The sequence below is a fragment of the Pseudomonas sp. KH_024_B2 genome (genome assembly GCF_057839965.1).
In genome coordinates this window covers 4653407-4676690 of sequence record NZ_CM174502.1, presented here as the reverse complement: position 1 = coordinate 4676690, position 23284 = coordinate 4653407, and the positions used below count along the sequence as shown (strand labels likewise).

Below are 23284 nucleotides of genomic sequence, written 5' to 3'. Positions count from 1 at the left end.
GAGTTTGTCTCATGTTGCCTGGAGTGTCGACAATAGAGCCATCTTTTATGGAGGAATGCCGTAATGGCCCTGGCCCACAATCTTGGTTTCCCGCGCATCGGCGCTGACCGCGAACTGAAAAAAGCCCTCGAATCCTATTGGAAGGGCGACCTCGAACAAAGCGCGTTGCAAGCCGTTGGCCGTGAACTGCGCGCCAGACACTGGCAACTGCAGAAAGACGCCGGCATCGACCTGCTGCCAGTCGGCGACTTCGCCTGGTACGACCAGGTGCTGAGCCACTCGCTGACCTTCGGTGTGATCCCCGAACGTTTCGACAGCGTCAAGGATGCCCGTGGCCTGCCGACCCTCGACACGCTGTTCGCCATGGCCCGCGGCGCCAGCGCTGCCTGTTGCGGTGGCGAGCACGCCAAGGCGCAATACGCTCAGGAATTGACCAAGTGGTTCGACACCAACTACCACTACCTGGTCCCGGAATTCAGCGCTGACCAACAGTTCAAGCTGAGCTGGGAGCAGCTGTTCGAGGAAGTCGACGAGGCGCTGGCGCTGGGTCACAAGGTCAAGCCGGTCATCATCGGTCCGCTGACCTACCTGTGGCTAGGCAAGGCCAAAGGTGCCGACTTCGACAAACTCGAGTTGCTGGAGCGCTTGCTGCCGGTCTACGGCGAAATCCTCGGTCGTCTCGCGGCCCAAGGCGTGGAATGGGTGCAGATCGACGAGCCGATCCTTACTCTGGACCTGCCACAGGAGTGGAAGAACGCCTTCGAACGCGCCTACCACATCCTGCAATATTCGCCGCTGAAGAAACTCGTGGCGACCTACTTCGGTGGCCTGGAAGACAACCTCGGGCTGGCCGTGAGTCTGCCGGTGCAAGGCTTGCACATCGATGCAGTGCGTGCGCCGGATCAACTCGGCCAGGTGCTGGACCGCCTGCCGACCTACAAGATTCTCTCGGTGGGCTTGGTCAATGGCCGCAACGTCTGGCGCTGTGAACTGGAACAGGCGCTGGAACAACTGAAAAATGCGCAAGAGCGCTTCGGCGACAATCTCTGGGTCGCCGGTTCCTGCTCGCTGCTGCACAGTCCGGCGGATCTGAACCGCGAAGACAAACTCGATACCGAGCTGAAAAGCTGGCTGGCCTTTGCCGTGCAGAAGTGTGGCGAAATCGCCGTGCTGCGTGATGCCTTGAACGATCCGCACGCCCCGGCGGTGCAAGCCGCGCTGGCCGAGAGCCGCGCCGTACAGGCCAGTCGTGCCCGGTCGCCGCGCATTCACAAAGCCGAGGTTCAAGCGCGCATCGCCGCCATCAGCGCCGCCGACAGCCAGCGTCAATCACCGTTCGCCCAGCGCATCGAAGTGCAACGGGCTCGCCTGCAACTGCCGGCGTTTCCGACCACCACCATCGGTTCGTTCCCGCAGACCGCGTCGATTCGCTTGGCGCGTCAGGCCTTCAAGCAGGGCAAGCTGTCGGCCAACGACTATACCGATGCCATGCACAGCGAGATCCGCCACGCCGTGCAAATCCAGGAGCGCCTGGGGCTGGACGTGCTGGTCCACGGTGAAGCCGAGCGCAACGACATGGTCGAGTACTTCGCCGAGCAACTTGACGGCTACCTGTTCACCCGTTTCGGCTGGGTCCAGAGCTACGGTTCGCGCTGCGTGAAACCGGCGATCATCTTCGGCGACCTGAGCCGCCCGAACGCCATGACCGTGGACTGGATTCAGTACGCCCAGAGCCTGACCGACAAGGTCATGAAAGGCATGCTGACCGGCCCGGTGACCATGCTGATGTGGTCCTTCCCGCGCGAAGATGTCTCGCGCAAAGTCCAGGCACAACAACTCGCGCTGGCATTGCGTGACGAAGTGGTCGACCTGGAAAAAGCCGGGATCAAAATCGTCCAGATCGACGAAGCCGCCTTCCGCGAAGGCTTGCCGCTGCGCCGTGCGCAATGGCAGGAATACCTGGATTGGGCAGTGGAAGCCTTCCGCCTGACCGCGTCCGGGGTGCGTGACGAAACCCAGATCCACACGCACATGTGCTACAGCGAGTTCAATGACGTGATCAAATCCATCGCAGCGATGGATGCCGACGTGATCACCATCGAGACTTCGCGCTCGGACATGGAACTGCTGGAGGCGTTTGAAGCGTTCGATTACCCGAACGATATCGGCCCGGGCGTCTACGACATCCACTCGCCACGGGTGCCGGCCACTGCCGAGATGGTCAAGTTGATGAGCAAGGCGGTCAAACGCATCCCGGCCGAACGGCTATGGGTCAACCCCGACTGCGGCCTGAAAACCCGCGCCTGGCCGGAGACTGAAGCGGCGCTGGTGAATATGGTGGCGGCGGCGCGGCAGTTGCGGAGTCAGTTGGCGTAAAGCAGTCCGAAACAACAAACCCGCCACCTTCGAGAGAGGGGGGCGGGTTTTGTTTGGGGGGCAATAGAAGGACCTGTGTTGGCCATGAGGCCGCTATCGCGAGCAAGCTCGTTCCCACATCTATGGTTACCCCCTTTTCTGCAATACTGTTTTTGATGGGTGTTTGGCTTGCTTTCATCTATCCGGCGTCTGAGTGGGGCTGTGGCCCCGCGCCTCGATGAGAATCGATGCCCGACGATCCTAATTACTAGAACGGCCTTTCAGCCGTGTGGGAGCTCAGGGTTGTCGTCAGGCCGGTTTGCCGTTCACGTCATCTGTTATCCAGCATCGCAAAACCAGGTGGGTGGTGCTCGGGTGACAGCAGGGTCAGGCGTTCATCGCGGTTGGCCCTGCATCGAATTCAGTGTGGTGGGCCGCAATCGCCCAGGCGATCCTCGCCAGCTTGTTGGCCAGCGCGCAGACCACATGGTTGGAGTGATGGCGGGCCAATAGCTGCCGGACCCAGTCCGCCAGCCGGCCTTTCTGTCGGTCCAGCTGTATCAAGTAAACACGGGCGCACTGGATCAGCAGGCGCCGCTGGTTCCGATCACCGCGCTTGCTGATGCCCAACAGTACGGTCTTGTCGCCGGTGGAATGCTGTTTGGGCACCAGCCCGATCGAGGCCGAATAGCCTCGACCGCATTTGAACTGTTTGCCATCGCCCAACTCGGCAGCCAGGACGGTGGAGGTGATCGGACCGACACAGGGCATGGTCATCAAACGAGTCGCCAGATCATCTTCAGCGGCCTGGCACTCCACGTCCTTGTCCTGTTCCTTGACCTGCTCATCCAGATAGTTGAAGTGCTTATGCAGCTTCATCAGAATTTTTTTGAAGCGTTCAGAAAGTGAACTCGCCTCCAGCAGCGCCGGAAGCTCTTTGATGGATTTGAAGCCTGGGGCCAGGCTGACGCCCACCTCCAGAAGGGCGGCGTGAATCCGGTTGACGGTAGCGGTGCGGTCTTCGATGAACGAATCGCGTGTCGAGTTGAGCATGGCCAGCGCCTGCTGAGCTGGGGTTTTGGGGTGCACAAAGCGCATCGTTGGACGAGTCGCCGCCTCGCAGATTGCCTCGGCATCAGCGAAGTCGTTCTTGTTGCTTTTCACGTAAGGACGCACGAGATGAGGGGCAATGAGCTTGGGCGTATGTCCCAGCTTTGCCACCTCCTGCGCCATGAAGTGGGCTCCGCCACAGGCTTCCATCACGATGGTGCAGGGTTCGAGGTTCGCCAGGTGTTGAATGAGCGCCACTCGGTTAAACTTTTTGCGGTAAAGCTCATGACCACGATCATCTTGCGCATGCAGATGAAAGGTGTGTTTTCCCAGGTCGATGGCGGCAATAGCTACTTTGTTCATGGCAACGGTCTCCGATGAGCCCCCTGCGAAAGCTTAGTGGGCGATCGCAAGGGGCGGCGGGGGTAGCCATTTCATTATTAGATCTGCGTCGAGCCACGATGGTGTGTTCAACACAAAACCCCTGTGGGAGCGGGCCTGCCCGCGATGGTCTTCAATACAACAAATATCCAACTGACAAACCTCACACTACAGCTTGACCGAATACTCTCGATCAAGCGCCTTGCCAACGCCAGGTTGCGGTGCTTGCCCTCGATGTCATCGGAAAGGTCAAGGGCCAGGATGCTCGCCGATGAGAAGGTTTCATAGGCATTGACCAACAGTGTCAGGGTGTTGATGTTCGGAGCGACAGACGATCTGTTGCGGATGGTCGTGATGGTTGGTTGGCGGCGTCAGATAGTGATCGAGGGCATGTTGTGCAGCTTCGTGAAGCTTGCTGGAGTCGAGTGCCTGGTAGGGGGAAACGCTGGGTATTTCAGGGGAGGGTTGTGCAGGTCCTTTGGCCAGTCACTCTCGAATTAGCATCTTGAAGTCATTCAGATCAGATGGGAAGGCGTCTATGAACCATTGTGTTCTTGTTTTTAAATGCCCAAGAAGCTCTTCGTTGATAAATATATGATTGGCGATAAATACTAAGCTGCGAAGTTCGTTTAATTTAACAAGCCTGGGGAGGTCTTCGTTAAGTAGGTTTTCTAGGGTTTCTCCGTATCCTTGCTTGAAGTAATTCCATGCATTGATAGTGTTTGTATTGTCTTGTAGGTCTGTTGCCCACCAAAGGAAAGTGGAAATGTCGAATGCTGGAGTTGAAATGCAGGTGTGTTCAAAATCTAAAAGGGTACATGAATTTTTATGGTAAAGAGCATTGCCGGGCCAGGCATCTCCATGGCATATTCTCCGATTGTTGCTAGGTGTAGATGGAAGGGCGCGTATATGGTTGAAGAGGGTGACTATTAAATTTCTGATTTTCTTTGAGTAAGAAGTGTCGATATCTTTTCTTAAGCGACCCATTAGTTGGTTTTCGTTAATCAAATGCAGATGCGGATTTGGTAGGTTTGGGAGTTTGCATGTGTGTAGCTTGTAAAGGGATTCACCGAACATAGAGATTTGTGATTCGAGGTTTTCTGTTGGAGTGAAAGTGCGTCCTGTATCCTCGATGGTAACGATTCCAAAGTAGTGTTGGCCTTCGTATCTATAAATTTGTTCGCCTTGATTTTTGATGGTGTCTATGGGAACAGTGCACGCTATTTTATTGTCTATGATGTGGTGTACTATTTTACGCTCATACGAAATTTGATAGTGGGTTCGGTTATTTTGGTTGAAAAGCTTTAGAGTCAGTTTTTTGTTGTTGGCGCGAAATTTAATGATCTTGTTGATGCCGTCATAAATCAGCTCAAATTCAGATGCCTGTAGGTCATACGCTTTCAATAACGCTCGGGTCAATTCCTGCGTGCAACTCATTGGTCTGCCTCCAGAGAGCACCGCTGAAAATGTTTGGTTGAATATAGGTGGGGGCTTTTAGAAGGTGTATGTCATCACGACCACTTTCTGAATACTTCCGAATTTTCTTACGGTGCTTGATGATGGGTCCTACTTGGTGTTGCTTCCAATGTTGGGGTGGGTTTTGTTTTGGGGCAACAGTAGGATTTGTATTGGTCATGAGGCCACCATCGCGAGCAGGCTCGCTCCCACACTTAATTGGTTCCAGCCACAAAAAGTTTGGTTGGCAGAAATCGAATGTGCGAGCTTGCTCGCGATGAACGAGAACGCGGTCCTCCTGGTGGCGCGCGGTCCCGGTCTGTTTGGCAAAATAGTGACCACTCGGCGATCTTCATCAAACTGTCACACAACTGTGGCAGCGCGCTTGATCAAACTTCATCAGACTCGCGCTCTACTGGGTTTCTGCGTTTCGGTGTTTTTCATGCGGGTATTACTTTTTCTGGTCGCGCTGGTGTTCGGCCTGCCATCTTTCGCGGCGTCACGTTGCGATGTGAATGTGCCGACCCAACGGGTCGAGCTGAATCAGGTCAGCCTGGCCTATCAGAGCATTGGCCGTGCCTCGGACCCGGCCTTGCTGCTGGTGATGGGCTTGGGCGGGCAGTTGATTCATTGGCCGGACGAGGTGGTGGCCGCGCTGTGTCAGCAGGGTTTTCGGGTGATTCGTTACGACAACCGCGATGTCGGGCTTTCCACCTGGCGCCAGGCGCCCGCCAACGCCAATCTGACCTTTGAGGTGTTGCGCTACAAGCTCGGTTTATCGGTGGCGGCGCCGTACACGCTGACCGATATGGCCGACGATGCACTGGGCCTGATGGATGCCCTGCAGGTGCAGCAGTTCCATGTATTAGGCGCGAGCATGGGCGGGATGATTGCCCAGCATATGGCGGCCATGGCGCCGCAACGAGTGGAAAGCCTGACCCTGATCATGACCAGCTCCGGCGCCGAAGGCTTGCCGGCGCCAAACGCGGCGTTGGTGCAGTTGCTCTCACGACGCAGTGCACCGAACCGTGAGGTAGCACTCGAGCAACAGGCGGATTTGCTGGCGGCATTGGGTAGCCCACAGGTGATGGATGATCGTCAGGCGCTCTTGCATCAGGCGGCAGTCTCTTACGACCGGGCGTTCAATCCCGAGGGCGTGAAGCGCCAGATCATGGCAATCCTCGCAGAACCGAGCCGGGTGACGTTGCTCGACGAGTTGCGGGTGCCGACGTTAGTGGTGCATGGCACCGCCGACCCGTTGCTGCCAGTGATGCATGGCGTGCATCTGGCGGCGCATATCCGGGGCAGCCAGTTGACACTGATTCCGGGATTGGCCCATCGTTTTCAGGAGGCGTTCAAGGCGCCATTGCTGGGAGCGGTGCTGCCGTATCTGCAGAGCCATCGCGAAGATACTTCGCATTGGGCGCAGATTGATCCGGTGGCAGGGCCGAATATGTTGTAACCCTGGCGGGCACTTTGTGGCGAGGGAGCTTGCTCCCGCTGGGGCGCGCAGCGGCCCTAAAACCTGCCAAGCCGTTGTGTCAGGCACACCGCGCTCTCAGGTTTTACGACTGCTCCGCAGCCGAGCGGGAGCAAGCTCCCTCGCCACAGGGGATTGCGGTGGCCAGGTCAGCCGTGCAGTCGAACCCAAACGCTGACCAACACCGTCACCGTCACCGTCACCGCCATCAACCACGCCACGGCTGCCACGGCCAGTGACGGTTAATGGCTCAAGCCGTACTTTTTGACCTTGTCGAACAGCGTGGTCTTGGCCATCCCCAGTTCCAGGCTGGCCTGGGTCAGGTTGCCGCCGCTGCGCTGCAAGGCGTCGTTGAGCAGATTACGCTCGAAGGCCTCGACCGCCTCGGCAAAACCCAAGCCCTGGCTGGCGATGCTGCCGGACTTTTTGAAGGCCGGCAGGCCAAGGGCGAAACGTTCGGCGACGTTGCGCAACTCGCGCACATTACCTGGCCAGTCATGGCTCATCAGGTTCGACAGGGTCTGGTTGTCCAGGTCCGGCGCGGTACGGTCAAAGCGCAGCGACGACTGCTGCAGGAAGTGCTCGAACAATTGCAGGATGTCTTCACGGCGCTCGCGCAGCGGTGGCAGTTCCAGGGTCACCACGTTCAAGCGGTAATACAGGTCGCTGCGGAATTGGTTGGCCTTGCTCAGTTCATCCAGATCGGATTTGGTCGCGGCAATCACCCGGCAGTCGACGGCGACGCTCTGGTTCGAGCCAAGGCGTTCCAGTGTTCTTTCCTGCAAGACCCGCAACAACTTGATCTGCAGGTTCAGCGGCATGCTTTCCACTTCATCGAGAAACAGCGTGCCATTGTGGGCGTGTTCGATTTTACCGATCCGTCGCTTGCCGGCACCGGTGAAGGCGTTGGCTTCATGACCGAAGATTTCGCTTTCGAACAGGTTCTCCGGCAGACCACCGCAGTTCAGTGCGACAAACTGCTGGGACTGGCGACGGCTGAAATCGTGCAGACAGCGCGCGACCAGTTCCTTGCCGGTGCCGGTCTCGCCTTCGATCAACACGTTGGCCGAAGTGTCGGCGACGTTGGCGATCAACTCGCGCAGGTTCTGCATGGCCGGCGAACGACCGATGATCCGGCCTTCCAGGGAGTCGCGTTCGGCCAGTTGCCGCCGCAGCGACCAGACCTCAAGGGCCAGGCTGCGTTGCTCCAGCGCACGCCGGGCCACGTCCACCAAACGCTCGGGTGAGAAGGGTTTCTCCATGAAGTCATACGCGCCTTTTTGCATGGCCCCGACCGCCATGGAAATATCGCCGTGACCGGTAATCAGCACCACCGGCAGGCTGCGATCGCGGGCCTTGAGGCGGGTCAGCAATTCCAGGCCATCGATGCCCGGCAGGCGGATATCGCTAACGACGATCCCGGGGAAATTGTCGCCGACTTGCGCCAGGGCTTCCTCGGCGCTGCCGACACCAATGCAAGGAATATCTTCCAGAGTCAGGGCCTGTTGGCAGCCGAGCAGGACATGGGGATCGTCTTCGACAATCAGCACGGTAAGGTCGTTGTTCATATTGGCTCGGCTTGAAGGGGGCTTACCAACGGTAAACTGAGGATAAAGGCGGTACCACCGCTGGCCGGGTGTTCGACGCCCAGATTGCCGCCGGTGGCGGCGGCCAGGCTTGCCGACAGGGTCAGGCCGAGGCCCAGTCCCTGTTCACCGGGTTTGGTGGTGAAGAAGGGTTCGAACAAATGCTTGCGCGTCTCGGCGTCGATGCCATGGCCGTTGTCGCGCACCCGCAGGCGGTATTTGCCATCGGCGGTTTCGCCTTCCAGCCACAACTCGGGCAGCGGCTGTGCCTGCATAGCGTCGAGGGCGTTGCCGATCAGATTGACCAGAATCTGCTCCAGGCGCGTCTGATCGATTTGCACCTGCACGTCGCTGAAGTCGCGGTGCAGTTGCAGCTCGCTGCTTTCCAGACGGCTGCCGAGCAACTGCAGGGCGGCGTCGACGGCTTTGCCGAGGCTGGCCTGGCCCTGGTCATCACCGCGACGGGCGAAGGAACGCAAGCTCGCGGTGATGCGGCCCATGCGATCGATCAGCTCGTTGATGGTCTTGAGGTTGGCACTGGCAGTATCCAGCGCGCCGCGTTCGAGGAAGCGCACGGTATTGCCGGACAGGGTGCGCAGTGCCGCCAGCGGCTGGTTCAATTCGTGGGCGATGCTGGTGGACATCTGACCGATGGCCGCCAGCTTGCCGGCCTGCACCAGTTCATCCTGGGCGCGGCGCAAGGTTTCTTCGGCTTGCCGTCGCTCGCGGATCTGGCCCTTGAGGCGTTCGTTGCTGGCGCGCAGGTCGGCGGTGCGTTCGGCGATTTTGCGTTCCAGCTGATTGTTGGCCTCTTGCAGGGCTTCACGGGCGGCGAGGCGGGTGGCGATGACCTTGCGCCGCTCGTTCCAGGCAATCAGCAAAAACGCGACCAGGGCAAACGCCACGGCCACCAGAATGCCTTGATTGATGGCTTCGCGGCGCAGGTCTTGCAGGGGCGTCAGCAGGGTGAAGTTCCACGGCGTGTCGCTCAGCGGGCGGGTCTGCGACAGGTAACTGATTGCCTGTTCATCCGACACCAGTTCGGTGTTGGCCGGGAAGGTCAGCTTCTCTACGCCTTCGGCCAGGCGTTCGCGGGCCAGCGGTTGCAGTTCGTTGAGCGGGAACCAGTAATATTGCAGGCTGCGCGCCAGTCGTTCCCTGGTTTCATCACTGAGCGGGCGGACTGCCTTGAGCCGTCGCGCCGGGTCGCTGGAGAGGATGATGATGCCATTCTCGTCACTGACGAAGGCTTCCAGCCGTGCCCGCTGCCAGCGTTCCTCCATGGCTTCGAGGCGCACTTTGACCACTGCGACGCCGATGATCTTGCCTTGCTCTTCCAGGCCATGGGCCAGGTAGTAGCCGGGCTCGCCGCTGGTGCTGCCAATCCCGTAAAAGCGCCCTGGCTGACCGCGCACGGCGTTCTGGAAATAGGCGCGGAAGGACAGGTCTTCACCCAGGTAACTGTCGACATCGCGCCAGTTACTGGTGGCCATTACCCGGCCGGTGGTGTCCATCACGTAAATGGCCCGACTGCGGCTGCGCCGGTTCAGGCCTTCGAGGTAATCATTGACCGTCTGCCGGTTTTCCGCGGACGGGTCGGCCAACAGTCTGGAGACACTGGATTCGAGCTCCAGCAGACTGGGCAGGTAGGTGTATTTGCTGATCTCGCTTTCGACGGCGCGGGCGTGCAGTTCCAACTGACGCTCGCCGTTCTCGCTGAGGGTGCGGATCCCGTAGTGCTCACTGACCCAGAAGCCGACATAACCCAGACCGATCATCAGTGCGATGACCAGTGGCGGCAGGAACAGATGGCGAATCAGGCGGGGTTTCACGGCGAGTGATGGCGGCGCGGCGCGATAGAGGGTGGGGTCGCATTTCATCACAGATGCCTTGGGTCAACCAGATCGCATTTCCTCCTGGAAATACTTTCGGGATGTACTCATAACCTGTGGGAGCGGGCTTGCCCGCGAAGACGTCATCTGGGCGAAGATCGCTTTCGCGGGCAAGCCCGCTCCCACAAAAGCCCGCTCCCACAGGTTGGGGAGCGGTGCCGGTTGTCAGTGCTGCAGAATCTTCTCGAGGAAGTGCTGGGCACGGTCGGAGCGGGCGTTGATGTCACCGAAGAACTCTTCTTTCTTGCAGTCTTCGATGATCTTGCCCTGGTCCATGAAGATCACCCGATCCGCCACTTTACGGGCGAAGCCCATTTCGTGGGTCACGCACATCATGGTCATGCCTTCGTGGGCCAGTTGCACCATCACGTCGAGTACTTCGTTGACCATTTCCGGGTCCAGCGCCGAGGTCGGTTCGTCGAACAGCATGACGATCGGGTCCATCGCCAGCGCGCGGGCAATCGCCACACGTTGCTGCTGACCGCCGGAGAGTTGGCCCGGGTGCTTTTTGGCGTGGGCGGAGAGGCCTACGCGTTCAAGCAGTTGCAGGGCTTTCTTGTTGGCTTCTTCCTGGCTCCGACCCAGCACCTTGATCTGTGCGATGGTCAGGTTTTCCATGATGCTCAGGTGCGGAAACAGCTCGAAATGCTGAAACACCATGCCGACCCGCGAACGCAGTTTTGGCAGATCGGTTTTCGGGTCGGCGATGGAGGTGCCATCGACCACAACGTCGCCTTTCTGGAACGGTTCCAGGGCGTTGACGCATTTGATCAGGGTGGATTTTCCGGAGCCGGACGGCCCGCACACCACAATCACTTCGCCTTTTTTGACCTCGGTGCTGCAATCAGTCAGTACCTGGAAGTCGCCATACCACTTGTTGACATTCTTGATAGAGATCATACGGCAAACCTTTTTTGCAGACGCTTGACCAGCTGCGAGGCGGCAAAGCTGATTATAAAATACACCAGACCTGCGAAGACCAGGAACTCATTGGAGCGACCGATGATGTCGCCACTGGCGCGTGAAGCATTGAGGAAATCCACCAGCCCGACCGCGTAGACCAGCGAGGTGTCCTGAAACAGGATGATGCTCTGTTGCAGCAGCAGCGGGGTCATCTTGCGGAACGCTTGCGGCAGGATGATCAGCCGCATCATCTGGCCATACGTCATGCCCACGGCTTGGGCAGCAGCCATCTGGCCCTTGGGGATCGACTGCACGCCAGCCCGGACGATTTCGCAGAAGTACGCCGCTTCGAACATCATGAAAGCCACGATGCACGAGGCGAACGCGCCGATCGGGGTGTCTTCGCCGGTGATCCAGCGCAGTACGAACGGCACCGCCAGGTAAAACCAGGTGATGACCAGCAGCAGCGGGATCGAGCGGAAGTAGTTAACGTAGGCGCCGGCAATGTTCGACAGCAGTTTGTTGTGGGACAGGCGCATCAGCGCCAGGATCGTGCCGAGGATGATCCCGCCGGTGACGCCCAGGGCCATCAGCTTGAGGGTCATCACCATGCCGTTCCACAGGCCCGGTGTGGCCTGGACGATTCCACTGAAATCGAAGTCCATTATTTACCCCCCAGGGAAATCAGGCCGGGCACCGCGACTTTCTTCTCGACCATGCGCATCAGCAGCATCAGGCCCATGTTGAGTGTGAAGTAGATCAGCGTTGCCAGGGTGAAGGCTTCGAACAGGTTGGCGGAGAACTCGGCGGTCTGTTTGGTCTGCGCGAGCAGCTCCATCAGGCCGATCAGCGAGGCCACGGAGGAGTTCTTGAAGACGTTGAGAAACTCCGAGGTGAGCGGCGGAATGATGATCCGGTAAGCCTGGGGCAGCAGCACATTCGAGTAGACCTGTGGCAGCTTGAAACCCATGGCACGGGCGGCTGCTTCCTGGCCAACCGGCAGTGCCTGGATGCCGGTACGCACTTGTTCGCAAACCCGTGCGGCGGTGAACAGACCCAGGCAGACGACGACGCTCAGGTAGGCCGAGGTAGTCGGGTTCAGGTCCTGCTTGTACCAGTCCTGCAGGTTTTGCGGCAGCAGATCCGGTATCAGGAAGTACCAGATGAACAGCTGAACCAGCAGCGGCACGTTACGAAAGAGTTCCACGTAGCAGGTCGCGATGCCCGACACGATGCGATTCGGTACGGTGCGCATGACGCCCAGAATCGAGCCCAGCAGCAGGGCGATGATCCAGGCCACGATGGCGATGGCGATGGTCCAGCCCAAACCGGTGAAGAACCAGTCGAGATAGGTCTCGCTGCCCACGCCGGTGGACTTGAAGAACACGCCCCAGTCCCAGTTGTAATTCATTAGGGTCTCCCCTCGGATTCGATCGATGTACAAGTGCCCGCCAGGGGAAGATCCATTCCCGCCCGACCAAAGTGGCCTGTGTGGTCACTACGGTCAGACACACACGAGCGGCTCGACAATCACCGGTTCGAGTGTTTCCAGAAAATGCCAGCAGGGAGTGACAATCCCCTGAAAGGGCAGTGGCCCCCTCAGGAGATAAGGTTAGTCAGAAATCAGGATTTCTTTTCGTCAGCCGCTTTGTCGGTCGGATTGGCGATCAGGGTCTTGAGCTCTTCGCTCATCGGGAACATCAGGTTCAGATTCTTCGGCGGAATTGGCTGCATGAACCACTTTTCGTAGATCTTGTTGATTTCGCCGGACTTGTAGGTCGCGACGATGGCGTCGTCGACAGCTTTCTTGAACGGCTCGTCGCCCTTGCGGACCATGCAGCCGTAGACTTCAAAGGACTGTGGAGTACCGGTCACGACCCAGTCGGTCGGCTTCTTGGCCTTGGCCATTTCACCGGCGAGCAGTGCATCGTCCATCATGAAGGCAACCGCACGGCCGCTTTCCAGCATCTGGAAGGATTCGCCATGGTCCTTGGCCGAGATCACGTTCATGCCCATCTGCTTGTCGGCGTTCATCGACTTGAGAATACGCTCGGACGTGGTGCCGGCGGTGGTCACGACGTTCTTGCCTTTGAGGTCGGGGAAGTCTTTATACGGCGAGTCTTTTTTCACCAGCAGCTTGGTACCGATTTCGAAGATGCCGACGGAGAAGGCAACTTGCTGCTGACGCTCGACGTTGTTGGTGGTGGAGCCGCACTCGACGTCCACGGTGCCGTTTTGCACCAGCGGGATACGGGTTTGCGAGGTGACCAGATTGTAGTTGACCTTGAGCTCCGGCATGTTCAGGTCTTTCTTGATGGCTTCGACGATTTTCAGCTGAATATCGTGGGAGTAGCCCATCGGTTTGCCGGAAGCGTCCGCGATGTAGGAAAACGGAATGGAAGCGTCGCGATGTCCGAGGGTGATGGTGCCGGACTCTTTGATTTTCTTCAGTGTGCCGGTGAGTTCGGCTGCGAAAACTGGAGTGCTGATCAGAGCAACAGCGATGGCTGCGCCCAGAAGATGGGGAACGATACGCATCAAATTTTCCTCGACATTGTTTTTTTTATGGAGCCAGGTCATCGGCCTTTCTGTATTGCAAATACCTTGAGGGCTTCGGCACATCAGGCATTCGTCCAAGAGTGTAGAGCATGACTCGTGCCAGGCCAGGCGATCTAGGTCAAGTTATTGATTTTAAAGGGTATTAAATATTTATGGCGGTGTTTTCGCAGAGGGGAAATCCGGTAAACCGAATCGACCGGCAAGTCGCGTTCGGAAAACCGAATACTTGATTGGAGTTCCTTGCACCTGTGGGAGCGTGGCTTGCCCGCGAATCAGGCGATGCGGTGTATCTGACAAACCGCGTCATCGCTCTTCGCGGGCAAGCCCGGCTCCCACAGGGACCGTGCCAGGCTCTTGCAAAAACGGAAAAGCCCCTGAACCGTGAGGCGCAGGGGCTTTCGTTTAACCCGGATTCCCGATCAGGCCGCTTCGATCTTGCTGCGGTTGTGTTGGGCCTTGTCGAGATACTGCTGCAATTTTTCCTGTTCTGCCGGGGTGGTGAACAGCCCCAGTTTGCTGCGGCGCCACAGAATGTCGTGAGCGCTCACGGCCCATTCTTCGCGGCACAGGTAATCGACTTCGCGAGTGTAGAGGCCGCCGCCGATATGCTCGCCCATGTCGCTCAGGTTCTGCACGCCTTCCAGCAAGCGCCAGATGCGGCTGCCATAGGTGGTGGCCCAGCGACGGGCGATGTCGCTCGGGATCCAGTCGAATTGATCGCGGATCCTTGAGGTCAACGCCTGCGGGGTGGTCATGTCTTCGCCGCCTGGCAGCGTCGATTGCGCGGTCCAGCCTGGCTTGATGCCTTTGAAGTACGGTGCCAGTTGAGCCAGGGCCGATTCGGCCAGCTTGCGATAAGTCGTCAGTTTGCCGCCGAACACCGACAATAGCGGCGCTTCTTCGGCGCTGCCAGACAGCGCCAGGGTGTAATCACGGGTCACGGCCGATGGATTGTCGGATTCGTCGTTGCACAGCGGACGAACACCGGAATAGCTGTGCAGGATGTCATCGCGGGTCAGTTGCTTCTTGAAGTGCGCATTGACCACATTGAGCAGGTAATCGGTTTCGCCCTCGGTGATCGTCACTTTGGCCGGATCGCCAGTGTATTCGCGGTCGGTGGTGCCGATCAGGGTGAAGTGGTTCAGGTAGGGGATGGCAAACACGATGCGCTGGTCTTCGTTCTGCAGGATGAAGGCATTTGGCGCGTCGTAGAGTTTCGGCACGATCAGGTGGCTGCCCTGGATCAGGCGGATGCCATACGGCGATTCCATCTTCAGGTCATCGCGAATGAACTTGGCGACCCACGGGCCCGCAGCGTTCACCAATGCCTTGGCACGGATCGAGAACAGGCTGCCATCGGCACGCTCCAGGTTCAGGTTCCACATACCTTTGCTGCGACGGGCGCTGACACAGCGGGTCCGGGTGTGAACGTGGGCGCCTTTTTCACGGGCGGCCATGGCATTCAGGACCACCAGGCGGGCGTCATCGACCCAGCAATCGGAATATTCGAAGCCTTTGCTGATTTCGGCTTTGAGCGGGCTGTCGGCGCCAAACTTCAGGCTTTTGGAGCCGGCGAGTTTTTCCCGCTTGCCCAAGTGGTCATAAAGGAACAGCCCGGCACGAATCATCCAGGCCGGACGCAGGTGAGGACGGTGTGGCAGCACGAAACGCATCGGTTTAACGATGTGTGGCGCTTTGGCCAGCAGCACTTCGCGCTCGGCCAGGGCTTCGCGCACCAGACGAAATTCGTAATGTTCGAGATAGCGTAGGCCGCCGTGGATCAGCTTGCTGCTGGCGGACGAGGTGTGGCTGGCCAGGTCGTCCTTTTCGCAAAGAAACACCGACAGACCGCGACCGGCGGCATCAGCTGCAATCCCTACACCGTTAATCCCACCGCCGATGACGGCGATATCGTAGACCTCGGCAAGAGGGGGCACAGGCAAGGTAGAAGTGGGCATCGGCTGGCCTCGGGGGTCTTTTAGCTTTTAATTGGATATTTGAATTCGAACATTAGTGTTCATTTTCGAAAATGGTAGCGCATAAACACGGGCACAGCCAGTCAACTTCGATTGAAAATACTGATCGAAGGACGCCGAAAGGAAAATTTTCGAACATTTTGAATGGGGAAAGGGCGTGCGAGCTCTCTGTGGCGAGGGAGCTTGCTCCCGCTGGGGTGCGCAGCAGCCCTAAAAGCTGCAATCGCGGTTTTTCAGGTAGAACACCTCAGCCGGATTTGCGACCGCTGCGCGGCCGAGCGGGAGCAAGCTCCCTCGCCACAAGGGAGCGTGCCCAGCGGGTTAAACCACTTCCAGCCGAATCTTGTGCTGGCTCAGCAATTGCGCGAGAGCAGGCACTGGCGGCTGATCGGTGACCAGGCAATCGATCAGGCTGATCGGTCCCAGTCGAACCATGGCGTTGCGGCCAAATTTACTGGAGTCGGCGGCCAGCAACACTTGTCGGGCATTGGCGATGATCGCCTGGGACACCCGCACTTCCTGATAGTCGAAATCCAGCAGGCTGCCGTCTTCATCGATGCCGCTGATGCCGACGAGGGCGAAGTCGACTTTGAACTGATTGATGAAGTCGACGCTGGCCTGGCCAACGACGCCGCCGTCGCGGCGCACATTGCCGCCAGCCAGCAGGACTTCGAAATCATCCTTGGCGCTGAGGATCGAGGCGACGTGCAGGTTGTTGGTGATCACCTTGAGCTGGGTGTGATTGAGCAGCGCCCGGGCGATGGATTCGGTGGTGGTGCCAATGTTGATAAACAGCGAGGCATGATCGGGAATATGAGCGGCGATGGCTTCGGCGATACGTTGTTTCTCATCGCGCATTTGATCGGCACGCATGGCGTAGGCAGTGTTTTCCACGCTTGAATCGTAAGCCGCGCCGCCGTGATAGCGACGCAACAAATTCACTTCCGCCAATTGATTGATATCGCGGCGAATGGTTTGCGGTGTAACGACGAACAGCTGAGCCATTTCCTCGATGCTGACGTAGCCGCGTTCGCGGACCAGTTCGAGGATTTGCTGCTGACGGGGAGGCAGATTCATGGGGCGTCCTTTGGGCTGCCGTGCAAAATTTGCCCATGATGCCGCAGGAATCTACTCCCTGCCAGTTACATACCGATACGAGTCCGCTGCCTGGCTTATTTAACCTCTTCGTGCGGCTCCCAATCGCGGGTGCGGCTCACGGCTTTTTTCCAGCCAGCGTAGAGTTTTTCCTTCTCGGCTTCGGCCAGTTGCGGTTCGAACTCGCGCTCGATCACGGCCTTGCCGCGCAGCTCATCCAGGCTGCCCCAGAAACCACAGGCCAGGCCCGCCAGATAGGCCGCGCCGAGGGCGGTGGTTTCGCGCATTTTCGGGCGTTCGACATGAGTGCCAAGAATGTCCGCCTGGAACTGCATCAGGAAGTTGTTCGCCACTGCACCACCGTCAACGCGCAGGGCTTTGAGGCGTTCGCCGGAATCCTGCTGCATGGCATCGAGCACATCGCGGGTCTGATAGGCAATCGACTCCAGGGCGGCGCGAATGATGTGATCCACGCGTACCCCGCGGGTCAGGCCGAACAGCGCGCCACGGGCATACGGATCCCAGTACGGTGCGCCCAGACCGGTGAAGGCCGGGACCAGATACACGCCGTTGCTGTCTTTGACCTTGTTGGCAAAGTATTCAGTGTCATGAGCGTCGTTGATGATTTTCAGTTCATCACGCAGCCATTGCACGGTGGAGCCACCGTTGAACACTGCGCCTTCCAGCGCGTAAGCGACTTCGCCGCGTGGGCCGCAAGCGATGGTGGTGAGCATCCCGTGCCTGGATTTCACCGCCTTGTCGCCGGTGTTCATCAGCAGGAAGCAACCGGTGCCGTAGGTGTTTTTCGCCTGGCCAGGTTCGACGCACATCTGGCCGAACAACGCAGCCTGTTGGTCACCGGCAATGCCGCCGATGGCGATACCGCTTTTGGTATGGCCGTAGATTTCCGAGGACGACTTCACCTGCGGCAGCATCTCGCGCGGAATATCCAGCAGCTCAAGCATCTTCGCGTCCCACTCCAGCGTGTGGATGTTGAAGAGCATGGTGCGCGAGGCGTTGGTGTAATCGGTAACGTGGGTCTTGCCGCCCGTAAATTTCCAGATCAGCCAGCTGTCGATGGTGCCGAACAGCAGTTCGCCGTTGCGGGCGCGTTCGCGGCTGCCTTCGACATTGTCGAGAATCCACTTCAGCTTGGTGCCGGAGAAGTACGGGTCGGTGACCAGACCGGTGGTGTCGCTGATGTATTGCTCGTGGCCATCGCGCTTGAGCTGCTGGCAGATCTCGGTGCTGCGACGGCACTGCCAGACGATCGCGTTGTAGATCGGGCGGCCGGTGGTCTTGTCCCAGACCACGGTGGTTTCGCGCTGGTTGGTGATACCGATGGCCGCCACCTGGTCGTGATGCAGGCCGGCTTGAGCCAGGGCCTCGACCATCACTGCACTTTGGGTGGCGAAGATTTCCATCGGGTCATGTTCGACCCAGCCGGCTTGCGGGTAGTGCTGGGCGAATTCACGCTGAGCGGTACAGACCACATTGGCGTCGCGGTCGAAAATGATCGCCCGGGAGCTGGTCGTACCCTGATCGAGGGCAATGATGTAGTTCTTATTCTGAATGTCGGTCATGTCGATTGCCTTGGACTGGATAAAGTTTAAATGCACAGAGTGCGAAGCCGCGGGAGGGCAGTGGCTTCACGCAGACTGTTTCAAAGTCGGACCTTGCCGTTGACGGCGTGTTCTGCATCCTTTGTAGCAGGTGTGGCGCTGGGTAGATGGCGAGCAATCAGCCCGCGATAGGCGGCAGCGCCGAGGCAGGCACCAATGATCGGTGCAAATACTGGAATCAGGAAGTAGGGGATATCGCGCCCACCGGTGAGGGATATTTCACCCCAACCAGCAACAAAGGTCATCAATTTAGGTCCGAAATCCCGTGCCGGGTTCATCGCAAAACCGGTCAGCGGGCCCATCGAGCTGCCAATAACGGCAATCAGCAGACCGATCAACAAGGGCGCCAGCGGGCCCCGTGGCAAGCCGTTGTTGTCGTCGGTCAGGGACATGATCACGCCCATCAGAATGGCGGTGATGATCACTTCAACCAGGAATGCCTGGCCAGTGGTCAGGGCGGGGTTCGGGTAGGTGGAGAATACAGAGGCCAGTTCCAGGCTGGCCTGGGTGCCACGGATCATTTGATGGGATTGTTCGTAATCGAAGAACAGGTTGCTGTAAAGCGTGTAAACCAACAACGCCGCGCAAAAGGCTCCGGCGACCTGAGCAAAGATGTAAAACGGTAGTTTGCGCTTTTCAAAGTCGGCAAAAATACACAGCGCAATACTGACTGCCGGGTTGAGGTGCGCGCCGGAAACGCCGGCAGTCATGTAGATCGCCATGCTCACGCCGATCCCCCAGATGACACTGATTTCCCACAAGCCAAAGCTGGCTCCCGCGACCTTGAGCGCGGCAACGCAACCAGTACCGAAGAAAATCAATAAAGCAGTCCCCAGGAACTCGGCCATGCATTGGCTCGAGAGCGAAGGTTGTTGTAAAGCAGTTGTCATTGAAAACCTCGTTTTTGTTGTTGTCTGGCGCTGTTCTCATCATGGTCCGAGCGCGATTTTCACCGAGGCAGGATCCCCATCCTGGTCTTGGCTTACTGCTGGGTGCTTCGCTGGAGCTGTTGAAGCATATTCATATTCGAAAAAATATAGACAAGAAACGCTGCTGTCAAAGGTCGAAAGTGAACTGTCGGTCATTTTTTGTCTATCAGTCGTGTGAATGATCACGCTGCAGGCATGTGGGGAGCGCTGCCAGTGAGCTGGAGGATGGCCAATGGATTCAATCGGCAGCCGGCGTAGCAGCTGCGCAATAGAGCCTTTTGCCAACTGATGACCTAGAATCCTCCCTCAATGTTCTATTCCATTGGCCACGCCCGGAGCCGTCATGACCCCAGCATTGGATTTGTTGAAAAAAGTTCGTGCCGAACATCGAGTGCACAGTTACGAACATGATCCCAAGGCTGCTTCCTATGGCCTGGAGGCTGCAGAAAAACTGGGGCTCGATCCGGCGCAGGTGTTCAAGACGCTGTTGGCCGCCAGTGAAAAGGGTGAATTGTTGGTGGCGGTGGTGCCGGTCGTCGGAAGTCTGGATTTGAAGGCGCTGGCCCAGGCTGCGGGGGTGAAAAAAGTCGAGATGGCGGACCCGGCCGCCGCGCAACGGGCTACCGGCTACCTGCTGGGTGGGATCAGTCCTTTAGGGCAGAAGAAGCGTTTGCGAACTTTCGTCGATAACAGCGCCCAACCCTTCGCCAGCATTTTTGTCAGCGCCGGGCGCCGAGGCCTTGAAGTGGAGCTATCAGCGGCTGTACTGGCCGAGCATACCCAGGCGAAGTTCGCCGATATTGGTCGGGCTTGATGGCTTGAATTGACGCTGTATGGCGCAAATTAACCTGCTCTGTAACTATCCCCGGAGGGTGTCCGGGCGCATGCTCGCTGTCGCATTTTCAAGGAAGAGGTAGGGTTATGCAGCTTGAGTTTCATCAGGTCGACGCGTTCAGTGATCGGCCGTTCAGTGGCAACCCGGCCATGGTCTATCGGCTCGATGCATGGCTCGCCGATGAGTTAATGCAGAAGATTGCCGCCGAGCACAATCTGGCCGAAACCGCTTTTGTGGTGCGCGAAGACCAAGGCTGGCATATCCGCTGGTTCACGCCGACCACTGAGGTTCCGCTTTGTGGTCATGCCACCTTGGCCAGCGCTTATGTTTTGTTCGAGATTTATAAGGAGTCGGTCGATCGGCTGGACTTCATCAGCAAGTCGGGCCCCCTGAGCGTCAGCCGTGAAGGTGAGCGCTTGTGGCTGAATTTTCCGGCGATTGTGCCCCGCGAGGTGGGTGTGACTCCGCAGGTAGAGCGCGCGCTGGGGCTGAAGGTGGTGGACGTGCTGGGTTCCAACGAGCTGCTCGTGGTGCTGGAGTCCGAGCAGGCCGTTCTGGATTGCCAGCCTGACATGGCCGCATTGGCGAAACTGCCGTGGCCGGGTGCGATTGTTACGGCGCAGGGCTCTCGGCATGATTTTGTCTCGCGCTATTTCGCCCCGGCGATCGGGATCAACGAAGATCCGGTGACCGGGTCGACCCATTGCAGCCTTATTCCGTACTGGTCGCAACGCTTGGGCAAGTCGAGCCTGACGGCGTATCAATGTTCGGCGCGCGGTGGCGAGTTGTTCTGTCGCCTGGAAGGGGGGCGGGTGAAGATCGGCGGCAATGCGACGCTGGTGGCCAGCGGGAAATTGATGCTGGGCTGACAGGCTAACCTCGACCTGTGGGAGCGAGCTTGCTCGCGATGGCAGCGGCACGGTACATCTGAAAAACCGCGCCGCCTGCATCGCGAGCAAGCTCGCTCCCACATTGGATTTTCTTCGCATCAAGCGCGTGCTCGCCACAGGCACTGCGTATCAGCTAGCGGAGCTATGCCGTCGGACACCGGAATCCACCTCCGGAATCTGCGCCGCCGTGCTGCCGGACGCCTGAAACAGTACGAGATGCTCTGCCGCCACTCGAATACCGACATCAGCACCGACCAGATGATCAGCATGGCTCGGGAAGATCGACTCCAGCTGGCTACCGGTCGGTAACAGCAGGCGATACAGCATCGAAGCGCCAAGGAAGGTCTTGCCGATGATTCGCGCTTTCAGCTCGCTGTCCGGTGCATAGACGATATCGTCCGGGCGCAGCAGCACATCGACAGCCGCGCCAATCGGCCATGTATAGGCACGATTGCCGCGCATTACGCCCAGTTCGGTCTGTACCGATTCCGGGCTCTGCAATTGGCCGCGAATGAAGTAACCCTGACCGATAAAGCTCGCAACGAAAGGGGTGAACGGTTCGTGATAGAGGTTATACGGTGTGTCCCACTGCTCCAGTCGACCTTCCTTGAACACGCCGACATGGTCGCTGACCGCGAAGGCTTCTTCCTGGTCGTGGGTCACCAGAATCGCGCTGGTGCCACGGGCCTTGAGAATGTCCCGCACCTCATGGCTGAGTTTGCGTCGCAACTCGCCGTCGAGGTTGGAGAAGGGTTCGTCGAGCAACAATAACTGTGGTTCTGGCGCCAATGCGCGAGCCAGCGCGACACGCTGCTGCTGGCCGCCGGACAGCTCATGGGGGAAGCGCTTGCCAAGATTTTTCAGGTTGACCAGTTCGAGCAGTTCGTTGGTCACGCGATCCTTTTGCGGATGCTTGCGGATCCCGAAGGCGATGTTCTCGGCTACGCTCAAGTGCGGAAACAGTGCGTAGTCCTGGAACACCATGCCGATCCGACGCTTCTCCGGCGCCAGGGTGAAGCCGGCGCTGGAGATGACTTCGCCGGCCAGCTGGATTTCACCTTCGTGCACTGGCTCGAAACCGGCAATCGCCCGCAGGGTGGTGGTCTTGCCACAACCGGACGAGCCGAGCAGGCAACCGATATCTCCAGCATTGAGGTGCAGGTTGAGGTTCTGCACAACCCGTTGGTCCTGGTAGCCGCAGGCCAGATTATGCAGGTTGAGCAGTAATGGATGGCTCATGCGTGGTGATACGCCGGCTCGACCAGAAACTCGAGCAGAGCCTTTTGTGCGTGAAGACGGTTTTCCGCCTGATCCCAGGCGACAGAGCGCTGATCGTCGAGCAGGTCGAGGCTGATTTCCTCGCCGCGGTGAGCCGGCAGACAATGCATGAACAGCACATCCGGTGCAGCCAGATCGAGCAGGGCGCGAGTCACCTGGAAGGGGCTGAACAGCGCCAGGCGCTTGGCGGTTTCCTCTTCCTGGCCCATGGAGGTCCAGACATCAGTGCTGACCAGGTGAGCGCCGAGCACCGCATCCCGAGGGTCGCGGACGATGGTCACGCGATCGCCGGCCTTGGCGACGAATTCCGGGTTCGGTTCGTAACCTTGCGGGCAGGCGATGCGCAGCTGGAAGTCGAACTGAATGGCCGCTTCTATATAGCTGTTGCACATGTTGTTGCCATCGCCGATCCAGGCAACGGTTTTGCCCTGGATCGAACCACGGTGTTCGAGGAAGGTTTGCATATCAGCCAGCAATTGGCAGGGATGCAGGTCGTCGGACAGGCCGTTGATCACGGGTACGCGGGAGTTGGCGGCGAATTCGGTCAAGGTGCTGTGGGCAAAGGTACGGATCATCACCGCATCGAGCATGCGCGACATGACGATGGCGCAGTCGCCAATCGGCTCGCCACGGCCCAATTGAGTATCGCGCGGCGAGAGGAAGATCGCCTGGCCACCCAGCTGGATCATGCCGGCTTCGAAGGAGAGGCGGGTACGGGTCGAGGACTTCTCGAAAATCATCCCGAGAACGCGGTTTTTCAATGGCTCGAAGAGTACGCTGCGATTGCGCAGGTCCTTCAGCTCGATGCCGCGACGAATCACGCTGACCAGCTCTTCGGGCGTGCAATCCATCAGGGAGAGAAAGTGCCTTGCGCTCATCATTAACTACCTTTTTGCAACAGACCGCAGATACTCAAAGCCTTGTTTAATTGAAAAACGGGCGAGACCTGCGGCGAAAGCCGCACGGGGCGACGAAATAGGGGAAGGCGCGATCTTGAC

General features: G+C 58.5%; 19 protein-coding genes. 4 read left to right on the top strand and 15 right to left on the bottom strand.

The features are described from left to right. Nucleotides 1–63: 63 nt before the first annotated feature. Nucleotides 64–2376, top strand: a complete 2313-nt coding sequence (gene metE / locus AC3I0A_RS21850) for a 5-methyltetrahydropteroyltriglutamate--homocysteine S-methyltransferase (protein WP_489374577.1) — start codon at nucleotides 64–66, stop codon at nucleotides 2374–2376. 366 nt (nucleotides 2377–2742) lie between these two features. Here metE and AC3I0A_RS21845 read toward each other — a convergent pair whose 3' ends face one another. The 3 genes from AC3I0A_RS21845 to AC3I0A_RS21835 form a co-directional block, all read right to left on the bottom strand. After that, a complete protein-coding gene (locus AC3I0A_RS21845; RefSeq protein WP_489374297.1) occupies nucleotides 2743–3768 on the bottom strand; it encodes an IS110 family RNA-guided transposase in 1026 nt (341 codons plus the stop codon). A gap of 107 nt (nucleotides 3769–3875) precedes the next feature. After that, nucleotides 3876–4085, bottom strand: a complete 210-nt coding sequence (locus AC3I0A_RS21840) for a DUF6124 family protein (protein WP_489374575.1) — start codon at nucleotides 4083–4085, stop codon at nucleotides 3876–3878. Between the two features lie 187 nt (nucleotides 4086–4272). Then, nucleotides 4273–5223 carry a phosphotransferase enzyme family protein gene (locus tag AC3I0A_RS21835; protein WP_489374573.1) on the bottom strand — a complete coding sequence of 317 codons (951 nt, stop codon included), beginning with the start codon at nucleotides 5221–5223 and terminating at the stop codon, nucleotides 4273–4275. Between the two features lie 460 nt (nucleotides 5224–5683). Here AC3I0A_RS21835 and AC3I0A_RS21830 point away from each other — a divergent pair, with 460 nt between their 5' ends. Then, nucleotides 5684–6703 carry an alpha/beta fold hydrolase gene (locus AC3I0A_RS21830; RefSeq protein ID WP_489374571.1) on the top strand — a complete coding sequence of 340 codons (1020 nt, stop codon included), beginning with the start codon at nucleotides 5684–5686 and terminating at the stop codon, nucleotides 6701–6703. Between the two features lie 260 nt (nucleotides 6704–6963). Here the strand turns inward: AC3I0A_RS21830 and aauR are convergent, their stop codons facing one another. The 10 genes from aauR to AC3I0A_RS21780 form a co-directional block, all read right to left on the bottom strand. Continuing rightward, nucleotides 6964–8241 (bottom strand): two-component response regulator AauR, encoded by a 1278-nt coding sequence (gene aauR, locus AC3I0A_RS21825; protein WP_489378574.1) that lies wholly within the window; start codon nucleotides 8239–8241, stop codon nucleotides 6964–6966. 44 nt (nucleotides 8242–8285) lie between these two features. Further along, nucleotides 8286–10187: a two-component sensor histidine kinase AauS gene (gene aauS, locus AC3I0A_RS21820; protein ID WP_489374569.1), complete on the bottom strand. Its 1902-nt coding sequence runs from the start codon at nucleotides 10185–10187 to the stop codon at nucleotides 8286–8288. A 177-nt stretch (nucleotides 10188–10364) separates the two neighbouring features. Next, a complete protein-coding gene (locus AC3I0A_RS21815) occupies nucleotides 10365–11099 on the bottom strand; it encodes an amino acid ABC transporter ATP-binding protein (RefSeq protein ID WP_489374567.1) in 735 nt (244 codons plus the stop codon). Next, nucleotides 11096–11767, bottom strand: coding sequence for an amino acid ABC transporter permease (locus tag AC3I0A_RS21810; RefSeq protein ID WP_489374565.1), 672 nt, complete (start codon nucleotides 11765–11767; stop codon nucleotides 11096–11098). The genes AC3I0A_RS21815 and AC3I0A_RS21810 overlap by 4 nt, the downstream gene beginning before the upstream one ends. Further along, nucleotides 11767–12513: an amino acid ABC transporter permease gene (locus AC3I0A_RS21805; protein WP_489374563.1), complete on the bottom strand. Its 747-nt coding sequence runs from the start codon at nucleotides 12511–12513 to the stop codon at nucleotides 11767–11769. The genes AC3I0A_RS21810 and AC3I0A_RS21805 overlap by 1 nt, the downstream gene beginning before the upstream one ends. 212 nt (nucleotides 12514–12725) lie before the next feature. Beyond that, on the bottom strand, nucleotides 12726–13640 hold the full coding sequence (locus AC3I0A_RS21800; RefSeq protein ID WP_489374561.1) for a glutamate/aspartate ABC transporter substrate-binding protein: 915 nt from the start codon (nucleotides 13638–13640) through the stop codon (nucleotides 12726–12728). A 440-nt stretch (nucleotides 13641–14080) separates the two neighbouring features. Continuing rightward, entirely contained in the window at nucleotides 14081–15619 is a 1539-nt protein-coding gene (gene glpD / locus AC3I0A_RS21795) for a glycerol-3-phosphate dehydrogenase (protein WP_489374559.1), read from the bottom strand. Nucleotides 15620–15958: 339 nt separating this feature from the next. Further along, nucleotides 15959–16714: a DeoR/GlpR family transcriptional regulator gene (locus tag AC3I0A_RS21790; RefSeq protein ID WP_489374557.1), complete on the bottom strand. Its 756-nt coding sequence runs from the start codon at nucleotides 16712–16714 to the stop codon at nucleotides 15959–15961. A 95-nt stretch (nucleotides 16715–16809) separates the two neighbouring features. Next, the gene (gene glpK, locus AC3I0A_RS21785; protein WP_489374556.1) at nucleotides 16810–18315 is read right to left on the bottom strand and encodes a glycerol kinase GlpK; all 1506 of its coding nucleotides are present in this window, start codon (nucleotides 18313–18315) and stop codon (nucleotides 16810–16812) included. An 80-nt stretch (nucleotides 18316–18395) separates the two neighbouring features. Then, nucleotides 18396–19244 (bottom strand): MIP/aquaporin family protein, encoded by an 849-nt coding sequence (locus AC3I0A_RS21780; RefSeq protein ID WP_489374554.1) that lies wholly within the window; start codon nucleotides 19242–19244, stop codon nucleotides 18396–18398. Between the two features lie 382 nt (nucleotides 19245–19626). Here AC3I0A_RS21780 and ybaK point away from each other — a divergent pair, with 382 nt between their 5' ends. Both ybaK and AC3I0A_RS21770 read left to right on the top strand, forming a co-directional pair. Beyond that, nucleotides 19627–20097, top strand: a complete 471-nt coding sequence (ybaK, locus tag AC3I0A_RS21775) for a Cys-tRNA(Pro) deacylase (RefSeq protein WP_489374552.1) — start codon at nucleotides 19627–19629, stop codon at nucleotides 20095–20097. 107 nt (nucleotides 20098–20204) lie between these two features. Continuing rightward, on the top strand, nucleotides 20205–20987 hold the full coding sequence (locus AC3I0A_RS21770) for a PhzF family phenazine biosynthesis protein (RefSeq protein ID WP_489374550.1): 783 nt from the start codon (nucleotides 20205–20207) through the stop codon (nucleotides 20985–20987). A 150-nt stretch (nucleotides 20988–21137) separates the two neighbouring features. Here AC3I0A_RS21770 and AC3I0A_RS21765 read toward each other — a convergent pair whose 3' ends face one another. Continuing rightward, on the bottom strand, nucleotides 21138–22247 hold the full coding sequence (locus tag AC3I0A_RS21765; RefSeq protein ID WP_489374548.1) for an ABC transporter ATP-binding protein: 1110 nt from the start codon (nucleotides 22245–22247) through the stop codon (nucleotides 21138–21140). After that, on the bottom strand, nucleotides 22244–23164 hold the full coding sequence (gene argF / locus AC3I0A_RS21760) for an ornithine carbamoyltransferase (protein WP_489374546.1): 921 nt from the start codon (nucleotides 23162–23164) through the stop codon (nucleotides 22244–22246). The genes AC3I0A_RS21765 and argF overlap by 4 nt, the downstream gene beginning before the upstream one ends. Between the last annotated feature and the right edge of the window lie 120 nt (nucleotides 23165–23284).